The organism is Spirosoma lituiforme (genome assembly GCF_054776635.1).
Genome location: NZ_BAAHBO010000008.1, coordinates 177,537 through 195,162 on the forward strand (window position 1 = coordinate 177,537; position 17,626 = coordinate 195,162).

A 17,626-nucleotide genomic window follows, 5' to 3' on the forward strand; every position below is an offset into this window, starting at 1 on the left:
TTATTTCGCTATCGTTGCGATTTTCAATTCGTTTAACTGTGCCTGCGAGATGGTGGAGGGCGAATCGATCATTACATCGCGACCCGAGTTGTTTTTCGGGAAGGCGATAAAATCCCGAATAGAGTCGGCACCGCCGAAGAGCGAACACAGCCGGTCAAAGCCGAAGGCAATGCCGCCGTGGGGTGGTGCGCCGAACTCAAAAGCATCCATCAGGAACCCGAACTGCGCTTTCGCTTCGTCGTCGGAAAAGCCCAGGATGCTGAACATCCGTGCCTGCAAATCGCGGTTGAAAATCCGGATCGAACCGCCCCCTACTTCCGTGCCGTTGATGACCAGGTCGTACGCGTTGGCCCGAACGGAACCAAGGTCGGTATCCAGCAGCGGAATATCTTCGGGCTTGGGCGAGGTGAAGGGGTGGTGCATAGCAAACCAGCGCTGCTCTTCTTCGCCGTATTCCAGCAGCGGAAAATCAAGTACCCATAGCGTGCTGAAAACGTTTGGATCACGAAGGCCCAGACGGCTCCCCATTTCCAGTCGTAATTCGCTCAGCTGCTTGCGGGCTTTGGCGGCATCGCCCGAAATGAGCAGCATCAGATCGCCGGGTTTTGCGCCGAAATGAGCGGCCCAGCCTTTTAAATCAGCTTCGGAATAAAACTTGTCGACGGATGATTTTAGACTTCCATCTTCGTTGTACCGCACATAAATAAGCCCTTTGGCGCCAATCTGCGGACGCTTAATCCAGTCGGTCAGTTCGTCGAGTTGTTTGCGGGTGTAATGAGCGCAGCCAGTCGCGTTAATGCCTACGACTAGTTCGGCTGCGTCAAACACGCCAAACCCTTTACCCGAGGTCATATCGACCGTATCGAAGGTACCCTTGAGTTCCACAAACTCCATTCCGAAACGCGTGTCGGGCTTATCGGAGCCGTAAAATTTCATGGCATCGGCGTAGGTCATGCGCGGCACGGCGGCCATGTCGATACCCTTCACGGCTTTAAATAGGTGCCGAACCAATCCTTCAAACATATTCAGGATGTCTTCCTGCTCCACGAACGACATTTCGCAGTCGATTTGCGTAAACTCCGGCTGACGGTCGGCGCGAAGGTCTTCATCGCGGAAACACTTGACAATCTGGTAGTAGCGGTCAAAACCCGATACCATCAGCAATTGCTTGAACGTTTGGGGCGACTGGGGCAGGGCGTAAAACTCGCCCGGATTCATGCGGCTTGGTACCACAAAATCACGTGCGCCTTCGGGGGTTGATTTGATCAGGACCGGCGTTTCTACCTCAATGAAGTCCTGCCCATCCATATACACCCGGGTTTGCTGGGCCATGCGGTGGCGCAGTTCCAGACTCCGCCGAACGGGATTCCGGCGTAAATCCAGGTACCGGTATTTCATGCGCAGATCGTCGCCCCCGTCGGTTTCATCTTCAATCAGGAATGGCGGCAGTTTGGCGGGGTTCAGTACGTCCAGGGCGGTCACTTTCAGCTCAATATCGCCCGTTGGAATGTTTGGGTTCTTCGATTTTCGTTCGATAACCGTTCCCGTCGCTTTCACGACAAACTCGCGGCCGAGCGAACGGGCCGTTGTGAACAAGTCAGCAGCGGTTTGCCCGTCTTCGAGCAGCAATTGAGTGATGCCGTAACGATCACGAAGGTCAATCCATAAAACACCGCCTTTGTCGCGGATAGTCTGAACCCAGCCGCACAGGGTGGCTGTCGTGTTGTTGTCGGTAAGGCGGAGTTCTCCGCAGGTGTGCGTCCGAAGCATTGGTAAAGAGCGAAAGAGTGAATGAGCGAAAGAGCGAATGTCTGTAACGATGCGTAGTCCGCTCTTTCACCCATTCGCTCTTTCGCTCTCTAAATTCTGCCGCAAAGGTACAGACTTCGACCGCACCGGGCAAGGCTATTTCCGGTAATCCAGGGCTGGTTTCCTGTCGCCGAGCAGAGCCTCGTATTTGAAGTTGGCTCCACGCTTCTGTAGCCACTCGGCCCGGGCTTTCTCGATGAGGGCCGGCGATTTGTATAAGTCCAGGGCGGTAAGGGCCAAGGTTTTGGCGGCTACGATCATGCCTTTCTGACCAATGCTCATGCCACTGGCCGCTGTCGACTGCCAGCTGTGGGCCGATGAGCCCGGTACCCAGGTGGCGGTTTGTAAACCAACCGTTGGCACGGTCCAGCTCACGTCGCCCACGTCGGTAGAGCCGCCACTGGTTGCACTTTCGGAGCCGTCACGAAAATCTTTTACCAGCGCTGCGTTGGTTACAGGTACTTTCTGTTCACCAAACGTTTCGCTGATTTTCTGGGCGAAGGCCGTTTCGTCCGGGGTATAGGTAACACCACCAACTGTTTTCAGATTCTGGTGCATCACTTCGGCCAGCGTTACGTTGGGAAGCAGGTTGAATACGCCCCCGAGTACTTCCCACTCTACTTTGGTGCCGGTTCCTTTGGCTGCTCCTTCGGCTGCGTTTTCGATCCGTTTCCAGACACTTTGCAGAATATCGCGGTCTTTATGGCGAGCGTAATAATATACTTCCGCAAAAGCCGGAACTACATTCGGGGCGTCGCCCCCTTTGGTAATTACGTAGTGAATACGGGTATCCTGCGGGATGTGCTCACGCATCATGTTCACCATGTAATCCATGGCCTCTACGCCATCCAGCGCCGATCGGCCCCGTTCGGGCGAAGCAGCCGCGTGGGCAGCAATACCCCGGAAACGGAACTTGGCATTCTTGTTCGCCAGCGATGTGCCAGCGTCGGCGGCATTCTGCGAACCTGGGTGCCAGTGTAAAACCACGTCGACATCGTTGAACAGGCCTTCGCGTACCATATACACTTTACCCGACCCCCCTTCTTCGGCGGGGCAACCGTAAATTTTGATGGTGCCGGAATGACCCGACGACTTAAGCCAGTTTTTTACCTCTACGGCCGCTGCCATCGAAGCTGTTCCGAACAGGTTATGACCACATCCATGGCCACCGCGCTGGCCCTGGATGGGCGTAAAATCGGGTTTGGCCTCGGTCGCGAGTCCGGGCAGGGCGTCGTATTCACCCAGAATGCCGATAACGGGTTTGCCGGAGCCGTACGTAGCCACAAAAGCCGTTGGAATACCCGCCACACCGGTTTTCACGTCGAAGCCTTCCTTAACCAGCTGCTCCTCCAGCAGTTTAGCACTTTTGTCCTCCATGTAGCCCAGTTCGGCAAAGTCCCAGATCTGCTTGGAGATGCCAGCGTACTCGGGCGACCGTTTATCGAGATCGGCCAGGATCGCCTGTTTGTCTTTATCGACGGTTGTGGACGAGGCTTTCTTGGCCTTCGGTTGAGCGAAGGCCAGCATGGGCAACAGCAGGGCTGCTGTGAGGAGTTGTTTTTTCATGGGAAGGAAGTATTCGGTCTATTGAGAATGACAAAATACGAGAAAAACAAAACCCCGGCAATGGTATCGAAACAATGTTATACTTACCCAATCAATAATGCTGTTTTGAAGATGGAACAAGTGGCTCTGCTGCTACCGCTCAGAACGTTGCTGTACATCAGACTCAGAAACAAACACGGCGTTTGATCCAGACGATAAACTCAGAGACTCTCTGGTACATCCGAATCCCAGTCAACTCGCTGGGTCAGTATGTAGTCGGCTGCGTCTTTGATCGTCTTCACCTTAGCCGTCGGCTGTCGATAATTGGTCAACAGCCATTCGGTCTCATTGCCCCGGTCAATCAGAACCGTCCGGCAACCCGCCCGGTTGCCCGCTTCAACATCGTCCAGACCATCGCCCACCATCCACGATTGGCTCAGGTCAATCTGGTGTTCTGCTGCGGCTTTTATCAGCAAGCCGGGCCTGGGCTTCCGACAACGGCATGATTCCGTATAGCGAGGTACTGAGCCATAGGGGTCGTGTGGGCAATAATAAAAACCGTCGGGGTCTACTCCGAACGGAGCCAGCAATTGTGTAAGCCGTTTCCAGACCACCGGCAGATCGGTTTCGGCGAAAAGTCCTCTAGCCACACCCGATTGATTGGCGACAATGATCAACTTGTAGCCAGTCCGCTGCAACCGGAACAGGCTATCGCCGGCGTCCGGATAAAGAGCCATTCTGTCGGGATCAATGTTGTCGGGAATGTCCGGAATCAGGGTGCCATCTTTCTCCCAGAAAACAGCCCTGCTCATAGTATTGCCGGCATTCGGAGTGACGACGCTTGCTGATTCACCGCCTGCGGCCGGATACGTTTCCGAGGGTGACCAACCAATAGCCTTGTATCCATAGCTTATTTTTGGTTTGGATCGGGTTGTGTTCAAAAAATAAACACCATCGTCGGATAGTGAGGAAACGGTCCTTTATCGTGGGTTATTCCGACGCCACTATGCTGTTCTTCTGTTTGAACGAATCCTGATTGAAGATGAATTGGTGCAGCCGTTCGGCCCGGTCCCGATTCTCTTTAGCTTTGTTGAAGAACCGTTTCGCGGTTGTTTCATCGCCACCCTGAGCCGTCACTCTACCCGATTCTTCGAGCAGCAGGACCGCTTCCTCAATAGCCCGTGCCGATTTCCACAAGTTATCTTCGATGGACTTATCGACTTCGGCCAGCAGTGCCCCGGCGGTGTAGGTATGCCCGGTATGACACCGGTAGCGAATCAGTTTCCCTTCCGAAAACCGAACGAGTACGCCACTACATTCCGGGCAGGTAATGGGTGATAACTCACCGATATTCAGGGTTCCCATATCAAAGGCATTTTTTTGAGCCGCAATGTCAATTTCTGTTTTTAGTCTATGGCTCTCTTCATTAGAGAGTTCAGGCGTGTCGGGTGCGTATTCTGTCGTTATTCGGGAAAGCAGATCGCCCAGTTCGGCCATCGGTACAACATAATCGACCGCAACGTATTCGAGCACACTGACGGGCATACTGGAAAACTGCGCATCATCGGGGGTCTGAACGATGCCCAGACCGCCTAACCGCTTGATCGACCACATGCCCGACGTGCCGTCGTCGAGCAAACCGGTTAAAACAACGCCCACTACCCGCGACCCAAAGGTGTAGGCTGCCGAACGAAACAACGCATCGATGGATGGACGAAACCGGTTTTCTTTGGGTCCTTTTTTCACCAGCACCCGATCTTTTTCGATCAGCAGGTGGTGGTCGGGCGGGGCCAGGTAGATATACCCTGACTTGATGGGGTCACCATCTTTTGGGTGTATTGCTTTGAGCGCGCCGGCATGGCTGAGAATCTCGGGTAGCAGGCTGTTGGCATAAGCGGCTACGTGCTGTACAACAAAAATAGGGGCGTTGAAGTCAGCCGGGAGGGAAGTTACTAACTCTTTCAGGGCCAGGACACCGCCAGCCGATGAGCCGATGACGACGATATCTCTTTTTGCCATTTCTTTGGTAATTAATTGCATAGTAACTGGTCGGCTTGGCCTTTTATGTATTGTGGAGCTATTGGTACGTTTCGGTTTCAACAGGCCGAAGCTTGTTTCCGACGGATGGGAAAACAAGCTTCTCAACAACCGAAGCACTAGTTGGTTTATTTACAAATTAGATACGCATGCCTACTGATTCTTCCTCTTTCGAAAACCTGTCTGGCAACCGGCAACCGGTCCCTGTTGTCGCCATTGGCGGCTCGGCTGGTGGCATGGAAGCGTTTTCCGAACTATTGGCAAATCTTTCGCCTAGCATGGGGCTTGCCTATGTGTACATCCAGCACATGAACCCAAACCATGAAAGTCATCTTTCTGATATTCTGGGCCGGGTAACCCAGATGCCCGTGCTGGAAGCTGAACACCTGCTTCCGATCGAAGCAGATAAGGTGTATAGTATACCGCCTGACAAAGACATGGAAATCGTTGACGGCGTACTGACCCTGATACCCCGTCGTCTTGAAGCGGATGCGGAATCGCATACGGTATCGAACAAATCCCGGCATTTTCCCATCGATCAGTTTTTTGTCTCGCTGGCCGAGCGGCAAAAAGAGGGAGCCATTGGTATTGTCCTGTCGGGTATGGGGCACGATGGCACGCTTGGGCTGCGTGCCATCAAGGTGGCGGGTGGTATTACCATGGCTCAGGATTCGACGGCCCGGCACCCGAGTATGCCTCAGTCGGCCATTGCCGAGGGGGTCGTCGATCTGGTGCTGCCCCCCCGGCTGATCGCAGCCGAGTTGGAACGGCTGAGTCAGCAGACAACCATTTTTCAGCAAACGGCTTTTGCCGAAGCGCAGGTTGAGTCGACGACGGACGCGGAAGACACCCCGGAGGAGGATCTGCGGGCCATCATTCAGTTCATACACAAAGCCATCAGTGTTGATTTCAGTCAGTATAAAATGACAACGATCCGTCGGCGCATCATCCGGCGCATGGTGCTTTACAAGCAGGAAACCCTGAAAGCCTACCTGCATTACCTGCGCCTGCATCCGGCCGAAGCGGGTCTGTTATACAACGATCTGCTGATCAACGTAACCAGTTTTTTCAGGGATAAAGAAACCATGAACTTCCTGAAAACAGAGATATTGCCCGGTCTCATCCGGCAAAAAGCCAACCGAGAGCCGCTTCGTATCTGGGTGCCGGGTTGTTCGACCGGGCAGGAAGCTTATTCGCTGGCTATGTTGCTTCTGGAGGTAATAACCGATGAAATCGATGAAGACTATAGGGTACCCATTCAGATATTCGCGACCGATCTGAGTGAGAGCGCTATTGACCGGGCCCGGCAGGGAATCTATTCCTTGAGCGAAGTGGCCGGCGTATTGCCCCAGCGGTTGCAGCGCTTTTTTACGAAGAATCAAACCAGCTATCAGATCAGTAAATCGATACGGGACCTATGCGTCTTTGCTCCGCACAATATCTTCAAAGACCCCCCCTTTTCCCGGATTGACCTGGTTAGTTGCCGGAACCTGATGATTTATGTGAACCCGATTTTGCAGCGAAAAGCCCTGGTCACCTTTCACTATGCACTGAACCCCAATGGATATTTGTTGCTGGGAAAGTCTGAAACTGTTGGCTCTACTGTATCTTTGTTTACACCAGTTGAAAAAAATTACAAGCTATTCAGCCGTAAGAATGAGCGGTCAGGCAGTAGCGTCGTTAGCGAAGCCATTCCTGATCGCCCGAGTGGAAGTCCAACCTCTCCGACATCAACACCCAAAATAACCGAACCTACTAGCCGTAGATATCAATCAGGTAAAAGTCGTCAAGCTGTGAATGATTTAGATAAACGGGTCGACCAAGTGTTACTCAACCACTTCCTGCCAGCCAGCGTACTGGTCGATCAGGAGTTGGATATTTTACAGTTTCGCGGAGAGACCAGTCTGTTCCTGGAACATGCCTCGGGCCGAGCCAGTCTGAATCTGATGAAAATGGCGCGCCCTTCGCTGGCGTTCGAGATTCGAAACTCGATCCATAAATCCCGGAAATCAGGCCAGCCAGTACACAAATCCGGCCTTTCGATTACGGTCAACGGGAAAAATCACTTTGTTTCTATCGACGTGCTGCCCGTTGGCGATGGAGCCGAAGAACGCTTGTTCCTGATTCTTTTCCAGGAAATATCGTCAGCTATGCCCGTTGGCATCGACCTGAAAGATGGGCAGCATAACCCCCTGGAGGAAGAACTGGCTACAGTTCGGGACGAGATGCGCGCGATTATCGAAGAGCACGAAATCGCCAATGAAGAACTGCAATCGGCCAACGAAGAGATCGTCAGCAGCAACGAGGAGTTGCAAAGCATCAACGAAGAACTGGAAACGAGTAAAGAGGAAATCGAATCCACCAACGAAGAGCTGCAAACGATCAACCAGGAACTGCAGCTGCGCAATGATCAGCTTACGGAAGCCTACTTGTATGCCGAAGCCATCTTCTCAACCATTCGGGAAGCCACCGTTGTTCTCGATAAGGACCTTCGCGTAAAGAGCGCCAACCAGGCTTTTTACCAGATATACGGCCTGCGGGAAGAAACGACCGTGGGGCGGCTGATCTATGAGATCGGCAACCGGCAATGGGATATTCCCCGGCTGCGCGAATTACTGGACGAAGTCTTTCGGCGGGATACGTATATTCAGGGATTCGAGATGAAGAACGTGTTTCCCGACGTTGGTGAGAAGGTGATGCACGTGCACGCCCGCCGGGTTATTCAGCAGCAACGGCAGGAAGCTATTCTGCTGGCCATCGAAGACATTACCGAGCAACGGCAGGTACAGCAAATGATGGAAGAGCGGCAGGTCTGGCTGCATAACATCATTGACTCCGCACCCACGCTGATCTGGGTGGCCGGGGCCGATAGCCGGTATACGTTTTTTAATAAAGCCTGGCTTAATCACACCGGCCGCACCGTGAGTCAGGAAACGGGGCAGGGCTGGGTCAAAGACATCCACCCCGAAGACCGGGCCGAGTATGTCGCTTTGTACAAAACCAGTTTTATCGCCAAAGAACCGTATCAGGCCGAGTATAGGCTGAAACGAAGCGATGGAGAGTACCGCTGGATGATGGAAAATGCGCAGCCTACGTTTGGCCCCGACGGTACGTTTAGCGGCTTTATCGGAACCTGTGCTGAGGTACATGTGCAGAAAAGTCTGAACCAGGAACTGGATAGCCGGGTACAGGAACGTACCCATGAACTAACCGAAGCCAACAATAACCTGCTGCGAGCGAATGGCGACCTGATCCGAACCGCCGAAAATCTACAGGCCGTACTCGATACATCCCCGGCGGCCATTGGCTTACTGAAGGCCGTCCGGTCGGAGCAGAGCGAGGTTGTTGATTTTGAGCTGGTTGTCTGGAACCAGAAATTTGCTCAGGTGGTACAGGAGTCGTCAAAATGGCTCTCGGGCAAGCTGGCCAGTGAATTGGCCGATGGCCTGTGGCACGACGAAACGCTGGACCAGCTCCGGCAGGTGCATGCCAGTGGCAAAGCCGCTTATCGGGAGTGGCTGGAACGCCTGGGCGGTCAGGAGCGGTGGATCAGTATGTCCATCAACCGGCACGACGATGGCGTTATTCTGACCGGGCTGGATATTACCCTGTTGAAACAGGCCGAGCAGCAGCAGGATCGCTGGCTTCAGGAACTGGAGCGTTCGCAGCAAACCATGCAGGACCTGGAGCAGATGCGCCAGTATGTGCGGGAGCGGGGCGAGTTTCTGCGGACAACCTCCCACGACCTGCGGGGTAGTTTCGGGGTTATTCAGGGGGCCGCTTCCCTGCTGAATTTGATGGATACCAAAGAGGAACGGGAGCAAATGCTCAGCATGCTGAACCGAAATCTCGGTCAGGTCACGTCCCTGCTCACGCAACTGCTCGACTACTCGCGTCTGGAGTCGGGTCAGGAGCAGGTATTCAATCAGTTCTTCGATGTGTCTACACTGCTGCGCGAGCTTAGCCAGAGTATGGAGACGGTTGCCCGAGAGCGGAAACTCTGGATTCATGTGGATGGCCCTGACACGCTGCCTGTTACCGGCGATCTGGTGAAGGTGCAGCGCATTGTCCAGAACTTGCTGCTAAATGCTCTGAAGTATACGGAAAAGGGGGGAGTAACCCTGGCCTGGGCCGCTATTGACGATGGTGGCTGGCAGTTCAGCGTGCAGGATACGGGGCCCGGTATGCCCGAGCAAACGGTTAGTCCGCTGCTCGATAGAGACCGAACGACGTTGCCCGGTGAGCAGGAGCCACTTGTCTCCCCGGCTTCGGGAGAAGGCATCGGCCTGTCCATTGTCAAGCAGTTGAGTACGTTGTTAAACGCCCGTATTGAGGTCGAAACCGAAGCTGGCGTGGGTACGCTGATCCGGGTCCGCTTTCCCTGATTCTGCCGGCGTTGTGTACGGTACGAAGCGCTATACAGACAGTATTAAGTATTGGTAGGCAACGCTGGTGCCCCGCCTAAAAAGTGAAACGAAGGCATCCAAATACACGGCTCTGGCGTATTTATTCGCGGATGATTTGACACGCTCCGGGTTACTTATGGCTATTAACCCTATAATCTACATTGTCGACGACGGCGCAGACTATCGTTTTCTGCTTCAGCAAGTATTCTCCCGGTTCTTGCCTGATTTTCGCGTACAATTTTTCGAAAGTGGTACCCACCTGCACCAGCATATACTGACGGCAACCAGTAGCCCGGTTTCCCAAAATCGCCCCGCTTTTATTCTGCTGGATTTGAACATGCCTGGCCTGAGTGGCCTCCAAACGCTCATCCTGCTGAAGCAACAGTCGGCCTGGCAGCAAGTACCCGTGATCATGATGACGAGTGAAGGATCTAAAGAAGAAGTCAGACAGTGTTACAGCGAGGGGGTTAACTCACTCATTCTGAAACCAACCGATTTTTGGGTTCTGAAAAGCACCATAGTCGACATCTGCCAGTACTGGACGAGGCTGAATCACCTCACCTATTCGTAAAAACAAGACAGGTATACTGCCCTGCCATTCCCGACGCTGCCTGCATACCGTAAGGTATTGCTGTTAACACATACTGATTCGTGCGTTATACATTCTGACTATTTCCAAACAATTAGTTTAAAGCAGGATGAGCGAGCTGACGCATCTGTTTACAGAAATCAGACTGAAATAGTTTATTGCGTAAAAAGTACCGTTAGTGACAAGAAATCTATAGTTCATGTAAGATTGCGTACTCGGCTCTTCTGGTTGCTTATTAATACCGAAAAAGATAGTCAAATTTGGTTTACAGAAGTAAGCATAATCATCAATAACTATACAAATAGACTCATATCTGCCGGTTACCACCCGTAATCGACTGATAACAAATGGTGTTTAGTTGCTTGCAGTATACTTGATTATGAGAATCTATCCACATTAAGAATCATCTATCTATGCAAATTCGTAACCAGTCAGCCAACCTCCACAATTACATGATTAAGTTTTCCGATCAGGACCTTGTGTCACAATATGTCACCACGGGTGAGGCCTACTACTTCGCTCACCTGTACACGCGTCATCGACAGCGAGTGTACCAAAAGTGCCTGTCTTACACTGGAAATCCGGATGACGCTGAAGACTTCATGCAGGATATCTTTCTACAGTTGACCAAAAAAATCTATAGTTACCGGGGGGAAGCAAAATTTACCACCTGGCTTTATACCGTTACCGTAAACTACTGCATCAATCAATTAAGAAAACAACAGCAGAGTCAGATCATGAATCGAACGTACCAGTACGATCTGACGCAAATGACTGACTGGTCCAACCCGTCCGACGAAATATACTTTCAGGCTTTCGAGCAGGTTCTTACGCAACTGCCACAGCGCCAGCGCGATCTGTTGCTCACCAAATACAGCGAAGGGGTGCAGATCAAAGATATCGCTTCCCAGCAGGATATAAGTGCCAGCGCCGTTAAGATGCGCATTAAACGGGCGCGCGAGTACGCCCGGACCCTTTATCACAAAGCGTTGGCGGATAAGGAATACTAAGTCGTTTGCGGTGAACCAGATTAGCCTGTCAATGAGCTGAAACGTTTCGTAGCTTGCCAGTGATTTCGCTGAACGTTATGAAACTCACCTGGACGTTTTACCCCAAAGGAGAAACCAGCATCACACTGGCTGTTGTATACGTACCTCAACTAGACGCATCTTCTGCGGCTGGCTATCTAGAGGTTGGTACCAATACGGCTTACGTAAACTGGACTAATTTCCGAATCTTCGACTCAACGGACCAGTCCGTGAAGAAAGCACTTTTTGGCTCACTGATTCGAGTGGATCACTTTACTACCTCAACATTTCTCCTGCCGTGAAGTCAGTTTGACCCTCTTCTAACCCTTACCAGGGTAAATGATTTGCCATCTCCCGCTGCTGTAATCCTTTTCCGTAAAGGGTCAAGGTATGAACTGCCTAATTTATAAGTAATTAAAATATTTTAATTAAGCATTATTACTCAGTATTCTGTTCTTATATTTGGGAATAGTAAAAAAAGGATGAATGCAGACATCGACACTTTTTAAGTTGCGCTTGTTTCGTAAAAAAACGCTGGCCCTAAAAGAGCCAGCGTTTACTTTCTATCCACACCTCTACACATCGCCAGTTATACCGATGCGAGAGTGGGAGTAAAATTACTTGGTCATATACTACTTGTCTAGACGAAAATTCACCTGTTTATACACTATTTTAATCATTAAGCTAAAAATAAGCCTTTATTATCGAATGGTTTAGTTACAATCGTATATATTAGTCATCAAGGAAACCACGTTGAGTTACGTGGAAAGGCCGGAAAAATACGGATGTAAAAAGAGCCCGCTGGTTTAATTCCTTTTTCCCTATCTAGCGCCAATCCCTTTTGACCAGGTAAATGGGTATCAATCCACGATGTGTGTGCCTAGGCGTATACGACCAAGCGTGATAGAAAGAAACGAAATAGCAGACAGAGACGGTTCATGGTCGTTTACCGGCTGGTGGTTGAATTGGGTTGGATCGATGGCGAAAAAGCGGGGCCACTCGCTGCGCGGACGGGAGGAACTCGGACAGGCGGTTCAGGTTGAAACGAGTCTGTTCGGTTGGCTGGGTTGCGTTTTAATTTTTTACCTTTCTTTCCCTTTTTTCCCCACCAGATGATAAAGCCCGTTATGGGTAGGCTGGCCCCAATCAGACTGGCAAAAAAAGCCAGAAATTTACCCGGCAAGCCCAAAATGGAGCCCACGTGAATATCGTAGTTCATCCGGCGGAGCTTGGCCCCCGCCGGAGCCTCCGAAAAAGATGTACCATACACCTCATCGCGGGGCATTGGCTTCAGCGTAAACTGGTCGAAACTATATCCCTGATTATCGTAAAACTTGCCCACCGACGGATACACGGTTACGTTGATGACAGCTTTCCGCTCCGAAGAGTCCGGAAACGTCATGTAAAACCCCTTCGCATCCGGGTGTTTACGGGCTACCTGCTGCCAGGCAAGGTCAATGGCCTGGGCTGGCGAATAAGGTCGGCGGGTTTGCAGGGTGTCTGACTGATGATCGTTGTAGCCAGGGAGCACGTTGCCCCCGGACGTTGTCCAGTAAAGACCTTTGCTGAACCATTCGATTCCATACACCATCCCCGTCAGCCCGATGGCCATCAGAATAAACAGGGAATAGAATCCCAGAACGTTGTGCAGATCGTAGTTGACCCGTTTGGCCTTACCATTCCATTTGATGGTGAAGCTTTGCTGGCGGGTGCTTTTCGTCCATTTTTTGGGCCACCACAGCACCATGCCGGTAATGAGCGTGATGACAAAAATCAGGGTACTGTAATTAACGATCGGACGACCAATCTTGACGGGTAGCCACAGGAAGCGGTGACCATTCAGAACCCACCGGAAAAAGCTTACATCGCCCTCTTTGCGTTCTGTTTTGCTGATAACTTCGCCCGTGTAGGGATTCAGTTTTAGGGTGGTGCCTCCGCGACGGCGTCCGCCAATATTGACTTCGATGGCCCTTCCCTGGTGGTACTGGGTGTAAGAAACCCGTTTGCCCGGATACTCTCTGGCGGCAATGGCCATAACCTGAGAGGGTTGAATAACCGCCTTTTGCTGATAGGGAACATTCGATTCCGGTTCGAGAAACAGGCTGGTTATTTCATCCTGGAACACCCAGATGCAGCCCGTCAGGCAGACAATGATCATGATAATGCCCGTCACGAGCCCCAGCCAAAGGTGAAGCCAGGCGGAGATGCGGTAGAAAAGCGACCGGGAGGATTCTTTCTTTTGGGCGACCGTCTTGGTAATCATAGGAGTAGAGGAATTTTTTTTCGACAGGATGAACAGGATCAAGAGGTAAAAATCTTGTCAATCCTGTTCATCCTGTCGAAAATTATTTGTAGGTCAACTGGCTGATTGCCTGAATAGTACCTCCGTCAACTTTCAGGCCCCGTGTGGCCTTGGCGGTCAGTGCATCGACCTGATAGATGTAGCTGGTGCCATCGGTCAGCGTGATGCCAATGAAACCCGTTTTGCCATCTTTGGGGGAGTAGTTGTTCCGGGGTGCTATCTGCGAGATTTCATTCACGGCTGGTACGCCATCAATCCACTTGAACGTTTGGTTATAGACATTGACGGCCGCGAGTTTCTTGCCAACGGCATAGGCTCCTTTTTCGGCCGCCGAGGTCATGGTCAAAATGAAGTTGCCGTTACCGACGTAGAGTTGTGTGTTCAGGTTGTACCCACCCGATGCCTGCTCGACGTTGAAGAGATACGTCTTGTCGAACTCTGTCGTACCTGCTTTGATCCGGGTAATGGACGATGGTTTGGTCGACGTAAGTTTGCTGCTGTTTGTAGCCACCCCCGACGAGAAGGCGTAAGCATCACCCTGTTCATCGACCGCCAGGCCGTTCGTGAAATAGCGGCCGATGAAGCTGGTGCGGTTATCTTTAATCACTTTCTCCACGGTCAGGTCCGGGTACGACAGAACTGCCACCCAGGCGCTGTCGGGGTAGCTGGTACCGAAGGCGTCGGGGGCCACACCTTTGATGCTCATGTAGGGCGCGTAAAGCTTGTCGCCAACCTGCGTGGCCCAGGTAAAGTGCGCCCGCTCGCCATTGCCCGCCAGCCGAACAATGTTAACCTGCGCTTCGCCGACAATCTTCGAACTCCCGGCATCAATCCGGTAGAACGACGCACTTTCGTTGCCCGTACGCGGTACTTTTACCGTGACGATATCGTCTTTCATCGGGGCAAAAACCTGAACGGTTTCGGCCTGGAAATCGGATACTTTTTCCAGCTTGCCGGCTGAATTAACGGTGTACGTCGTGACCGCACCCGGATTTCCCTGCCCGTAGAGCAAACTGAAAAAGCGGTTTTTGTGGGTGACGTAATACCGATACGTACCATCCTGCTCAATACCCGTTCCCTTGGTCGATACCGTTCCTTTGGTGAGTGTATCGGCTGTTAGTAAGTAATCGGCCACGCCAGATGAACCAACGGGTGTAGCCGAGATAATAAATTTGCTTTTAGTCCCATCGCCAGGCACGGTACCCGTACCGGGATCAACTTGTGCGACATCATTTTTGCAGGCGGCCAGTGATACACCCAGGGCCAGCGCCGTTAACACGTATTTGCTTGTACTCATCATCGTTGTATAGAATTGAATCGTTATTTGCTTAAGAAGTACCGGAGTTTCAGGTAGAAGCCGCGGCTTGGTTTCTGCAGACTAAAGTTGTCGTACAACCGGCTGTCGAACAGGTTTTTACATTCGAATCCCAGGTTGTATTTTCCGTTAGCCAGCGCGTAAACGAGGTTTACATCGTGCGCCAACTGTTGCGGAATGTCCAGCTTATCCTGGCCCAGACTAGGCCAGTAGAGGTAATAGGCGTGCACATAAAGCAGGTTGTAGCCGAACGTCAGGGTGTTGCCCTGTCCTCCCACATTGCGCAGGAAGAGCGACGCATCGGCATTTCCGAACAGGAAAGGCATGTTGGGAATCCGGTCCCGGAAGAGGGGGCTTTCGGTTGTGTAGCCCGCTTCGTAACGGGTGTTGTTTCGCAGGTTCTGATACGTCAGGTTAGTGCCTATCGTGAGAAGCTGCTTGTAGGAATACCGGATTTCCCCGTCGAAACCCAGATTCGTCACGTCGGCCAGATTGTCCATGACCTGCTTTGTCTGGTTGTTGTTCAGTCGGGGCCGGATAAAGTCGTGCGCGTCGCGGTAGAGCACATTGGCGGCAAAACTGAACCGGTGTACGCTGGCCAGACTGGTCAGGTAATTGACCCCAACATTGTAGTTGTTGCTGCTTTCTGGTTTGAGATTGATATTCCCTTCCAGATTCAACAGATCACCGTATAGCTCATCCGTTTCGGGCAACCGGTAGCTCTTCTCGTAGGAGGCTTTTAGCTGCAGCGTTTTCCGGAGGAAAAAAGAGGTGGCCACCCCGTACCCCACCTGATTGAACCCGTTTTTCTGGGTCATATACGCCACGTCGCCGAAGTTGCCGCTTGGGTTGTAGGTTATGCCGTATTTGTTGTGCTGGGAGAAATGCTTGGCAAACAGCGATGTGTTCCAGCGGTCGCTGTAGTCATATTTATAGCCGACACCCAGTATGTTTTTGGTGTTGATGCGGGGCTGCTCGTAGTTGGCACTGGTGGGGTTCAGCTCGTCCGAACCTGTCCGGTTGAACGTGTTGAAGACGTTATTGAGACTCAGCGCGTGTTTTTCCGAAAGCTGGTAGTTGACATTAGCCGTGACCAAACCAGTGTTGTTCCGAAATTTGTACAGCGACCGTTCGCGTTCGCTGCCCTTGCCCTCGTATTGCTTGAACTGCTGAAACCAGTTGTAGCGCCGGTAGACGGTGTCGACGTTTTGCTCCTGACCCAGGTTGACGTTACCCGTCAGCCGAACACTTAGCCCTTTAACGAACAGGTTATCTTTCTGGTAGCGGACGCTGGGCATAACAATATTGCCCCGCCGGTACCAGTTGCCGAACACACTCACCATCCGGGCACCCGTCTGAATATCGGCCCGGTTCTGGCCCAGCGTGATACCAAACAGTAATTTATCGGCGAACCGTTTGCCAACCACGCCGATATTGGCCACCAGCGTTTCGTTGCGATACGTGTCGTGAAACCGCCGGACCCGCTGATTCCGAAAGTATTCGCCCGTATTGATGTCGGCCACATCGACCGTTACCCAGTAGTTGTTATTTGAATAATTCTGAAAGGCATTCAGCTGAAACGTGAACCCCGATTTCGTTGTCATACCGGCATTCACGGCGCTGCGGTGCGTATTGAAGGAGCCGTACGAGTAGGACGCATCCACGTAATTACGCTGCTTGTTCCCCGTCACAATATTGACCGCTCCGCCCAGCGCGTCGGACCCTAACCAGATGGGGACTACGCCTTTATAGACTTCTACCCGTTCGGCCAGGTTGATGGGAATGTTGTTGAGCTGAAACGACGAGCCAAAGTTGTCCATCGGTACCCCATCGATAAAAAACTTAACCTGCCGACCCGTAAACCCATTCAGCGAGAAATTGAAATTGGACCCTACGCCACCGCTCTCCCGCACCCGCACCCCCGACACCCGGTCGAGGGCGTGCGATAAGTCTAATGTAGAATTGTGCAGTTTTTGCGCATCAATGGCGGTTACGTTGAACGCCTGGCGATTGACTTCCTGCGCTTCGCTTCGCCCAATAATCGACACGGATTCTAACTCATGCGTTGATGAAATCAGCCTGAAGTGATGCGCGTGGGTTTCCTCCGCCTTCACCGTAACGGTCTTCTGTTGTGTCTGGTAGCCAACAAAGGAGATGGCCAGCGTGTAAGTGCCGGGAGCGAGGTTTTCCAGCCGATACCGACCCGTCTCGTTGGTATGGGTGCCTTTTTGCGTACCCGCCAGTGTAACCGTGACGCCGGGAAGCGGTTCGCCCTGGTCGGAGGTGATGCGCCCATGCAGTGAGCCCGTCGTCTGGGCAAAGGTGAGATAAGACAGAGCGCACAATAGCCCTGTAAACAACTGTTTCTTGAGAGACATTTCAGTAAAGAGGAGTCGAGCCTTCTGGTCCGGCAGCCTGTTAGTTGGCTGCATGGAGCAGGCTCCGTGTGGGTATTTGACGCTTCTGGATTTCCTGCCTGATAAATCGGAAAACCAGAATCGTGTCTTTTACGAGGTGTAGCGTTTGGCCATCAGCTAAGGTTAAGAATTGTCTTTATTTAGATTAATTAAAATTTAATGCAAATTTGTGGCGCGA

11 protein-coding genes are annotated in these 17,626 nt (G+C 52.0%); 4 read left to right on the forward strand and 7 right to left on the reverse strand.

Annotated elements, in window-relative coordinates:
• The 4 genes from aspS to ACYU87_RS23085 form a co-directional block, all read right to left on the reverse strand.
• Positions 1–1,770, reverse strand: a complete 1,770-nt coding sequence (gene aspS / locus ACYU87_RS23070; protein ID WP_461136469.1) for an aspartate--tRNA ligase — start codon at positions 1,768–1,770, stop codon at positions 1–3.
• Positions 1,771–1,905: 135 nt separating this feature from the next.
• On the reverse strand, positions 1,906–3,375 hold the full coding sequence (locus ACYU87_RS23075; protein WP_461136470.1) for an amidohydrolase: 1,470 nt from the start codon (positions 3,373–3,375) through the stop codon (positions 1,906–1,908).
• 200 nt (positions 3,376–3,575) lie between these two features.
• Entirely contained in the window at positions 3,576–4,166 is a 591-nt protein-coding gene (locus ACYU87_RS23080) for a D-glycero-alpha-D-manno-heptose-1,7-bisphosphate 7-phosphatase (RefSeq protein ID WP_461136471.1), read from the reverse strand.
• A 178-nt stretch (positions 4,167–4,344) separates the two neighbouring features.
• Entirely contained in the window at positions 4,345–5,373 is a 1,029-nt protein-coding gene (locus tag ACYU87_RS23085) for a chemotaxis protein CheB (protein ID WP_461136472.1), read from the reverse strand.
• Between the two features lie 167 nt (positions 5,374–5,540).
• Here ACYU87_RS23085 and ACYU87_RS23090 point away from each other — a divergent pair, with 167 nt between their 5' ends.
• The 4 genes from ACYU87_RS23090 to ACYU87_RS23105 all read left to right on the forward strand — a co-directional run bounded on the left by ACYU87_RS23090 (position 5,541) and on the right by ACYU87_RS23105 (position 11,716).
• Positions 5,541–9,776, forward strand: coding sequence for a CheR family methyltransferase (locus ACYU87_RS23090; RefSeq protein ID WP_461136473.1), 4,236 nt, complete (start codon positions 5,541–5,543; stop codon positions 9,774–9,776).
• A 157-nt stretch (positions 9,777–9,933) separates the two neighbouring features.
• Positions 9,934–10,368: a response regulator gene (locus tag ACYU87_RS23095; protein WP_461136474.1), complete on the forward strand. Its 435-nt coding sequence runs from the start codon at positions 9,934–9,936 to the stop codon at positions 10,366–10,368.
• A 431-nt stretch (positions 10,369–10,799) separates the two neighbouring features.
• A complete protein-coding gene (locus ACYU87_RS23100; protein WP_461136475.1) occupies positions 10,800–11,396 on the forward strand; it encodes an RNA polymerase sigma factor in 597 nt (198 codons plus the stop codon).
• Between the two features lie 77 nt (positions 11,397–11,473).
• Positions 11,474–11,716, forward strand: a complete 243-nt coding sequence (locus ACYU87_RS23105) for a hypothetical protein (RefSeq protein ID WP_461136476.1) — start codon at positions 11,474–11,476, stop codon at positions 11,714–11,716.
• A gap of 644 nt (positions 11,717–12,360) precedes the next feature.
• Here ACYU87_RS23105 and ACYU87_RS23110 read toward each other — a convergent pair.
• From ACYU87_RS23110 to ACYU87_RS23120, 3 genes are all read right to left on the reverse strand, one after another.
• Positions 12,361–13,677: a PepSY-associated TM helix domain-containing protein gene (locus ACYU87_RS23110; RefSeq protein WP_461136477.1), complete on the reverse strand. Its 1,317-nt coding sequence runs from the start codon at positions 13,675–13,677 to the stop codon at positions 12,361–12,363.
• 82 nt (positions 13,678–13,759) lie between these two features.
• Positions 13,760–15,016, reverse strand: coding sequence for a DUF4374 domain-containing protein (locus ACYU87_RS23115; protein WP_461136478.1), 1,257 nt, complete (start codon positions 15,014–15,016; stop codon positions 13,760–13,762).
• 20 nt (positions 15,017–15,036) lie between these two features.
• Positions 15,037–17,409, reverse strand: a complete 2,373-nt coding sequence (locus ACYU87_RS23120; protein WP_461136479.1) for a TonB-dependent receptor — start codon at positions 17,407–17,409, stop codon at positions 15,037–15,039.
• Positions 17,410–17,626 lie beyond the last annotated feature (217 nt).

What these genes read in the sequence shown, in the direction of transcription:
- aspS (WP_461136469.1), bottom strand. Translation starts at nt 1,770, where the DNA reads ATGCTTCGGACGCACACCTGCGGAGAACTCCGCCTTACCGACAACAAC.
- ACYU87_RS23075 (WP_461136470.1), bottom strand. Translation starts at nt 3,375, where the DNA reads ATGAAAAAACAACTCCTCACAGCAGCCCTGCTGTTGCCCATGCTGGCC.
- ACYU87_RS23080 (WP_461136471.1), bottom strand. Translation starts at nt 4,166, where the DNA reads ATGAGCAGGGCTGTTTTCTGGGAGAAAGATGGCACCCTGATTCCGGAC.
- ACYU87_RS23085 (WP_461136472.1), bottom strand. Translation starts at nt 5,373, where the DNA reads ATGGCAAAAAGAGATATCGTCGTCATCGGCTCATCGGCTGGCGGTGTC.
- ACYU87_RS23090 (WP_461136473.1), top strand. Translation starts at nt 5,541, where the DNA reads ATGCCTACTGATTCTTCCTCTTTCGAAAACCTGTCTGGCAACCGGCAA.
- ACYU87_RS23095 (WP_461136474.1), top strand. Translation starts at nt 9,934, where the DNA reads ATGGCTATTAACCCTATAATCTACATTGTCGACGACGGCGCAGACTAT.
- ACYU87_RS23100 (WP_461136475.1), top strand. Translation starts at nt 10,800, where the DNA reads ATGCAAATTCGTAACCAGTCAGCCAACCTCCACAATTACATGATTAAG.
- ACYU87_RS23105 (WP_461136476.1), top strand. Translation starts at nt 11,474, where the DNA reads ATGAAACTCACCTGGACGTTTTACCCCAAAGGAGAAACCAGCATCACA.
- ACYU87_RS23110 (WP_461136477.1), bottom strand. Translation starts at nt 13,677, where the DNA reads ATGATTACCAAGACGGTCGCCCAAAAGAAAGAATCCTCCCGGTCGCTT.
- ACYU87_RS23115 (WP_461136478.1), bottom strand. Translation starts at nt 15,016, where the DNA reads ATGATGAGTACAAGCAAATACGTGTTAACGGCGCTGGCCCTGGGTGTA.
- ACYU87_RS23120 (WP_461136479.1), bottom strand. Translation starts at nt 17,409, where the DNA reads ATGTCTCTCAAGAAACAGTTGTTTACAGGGCTATTGTGCGCTCTGTCT.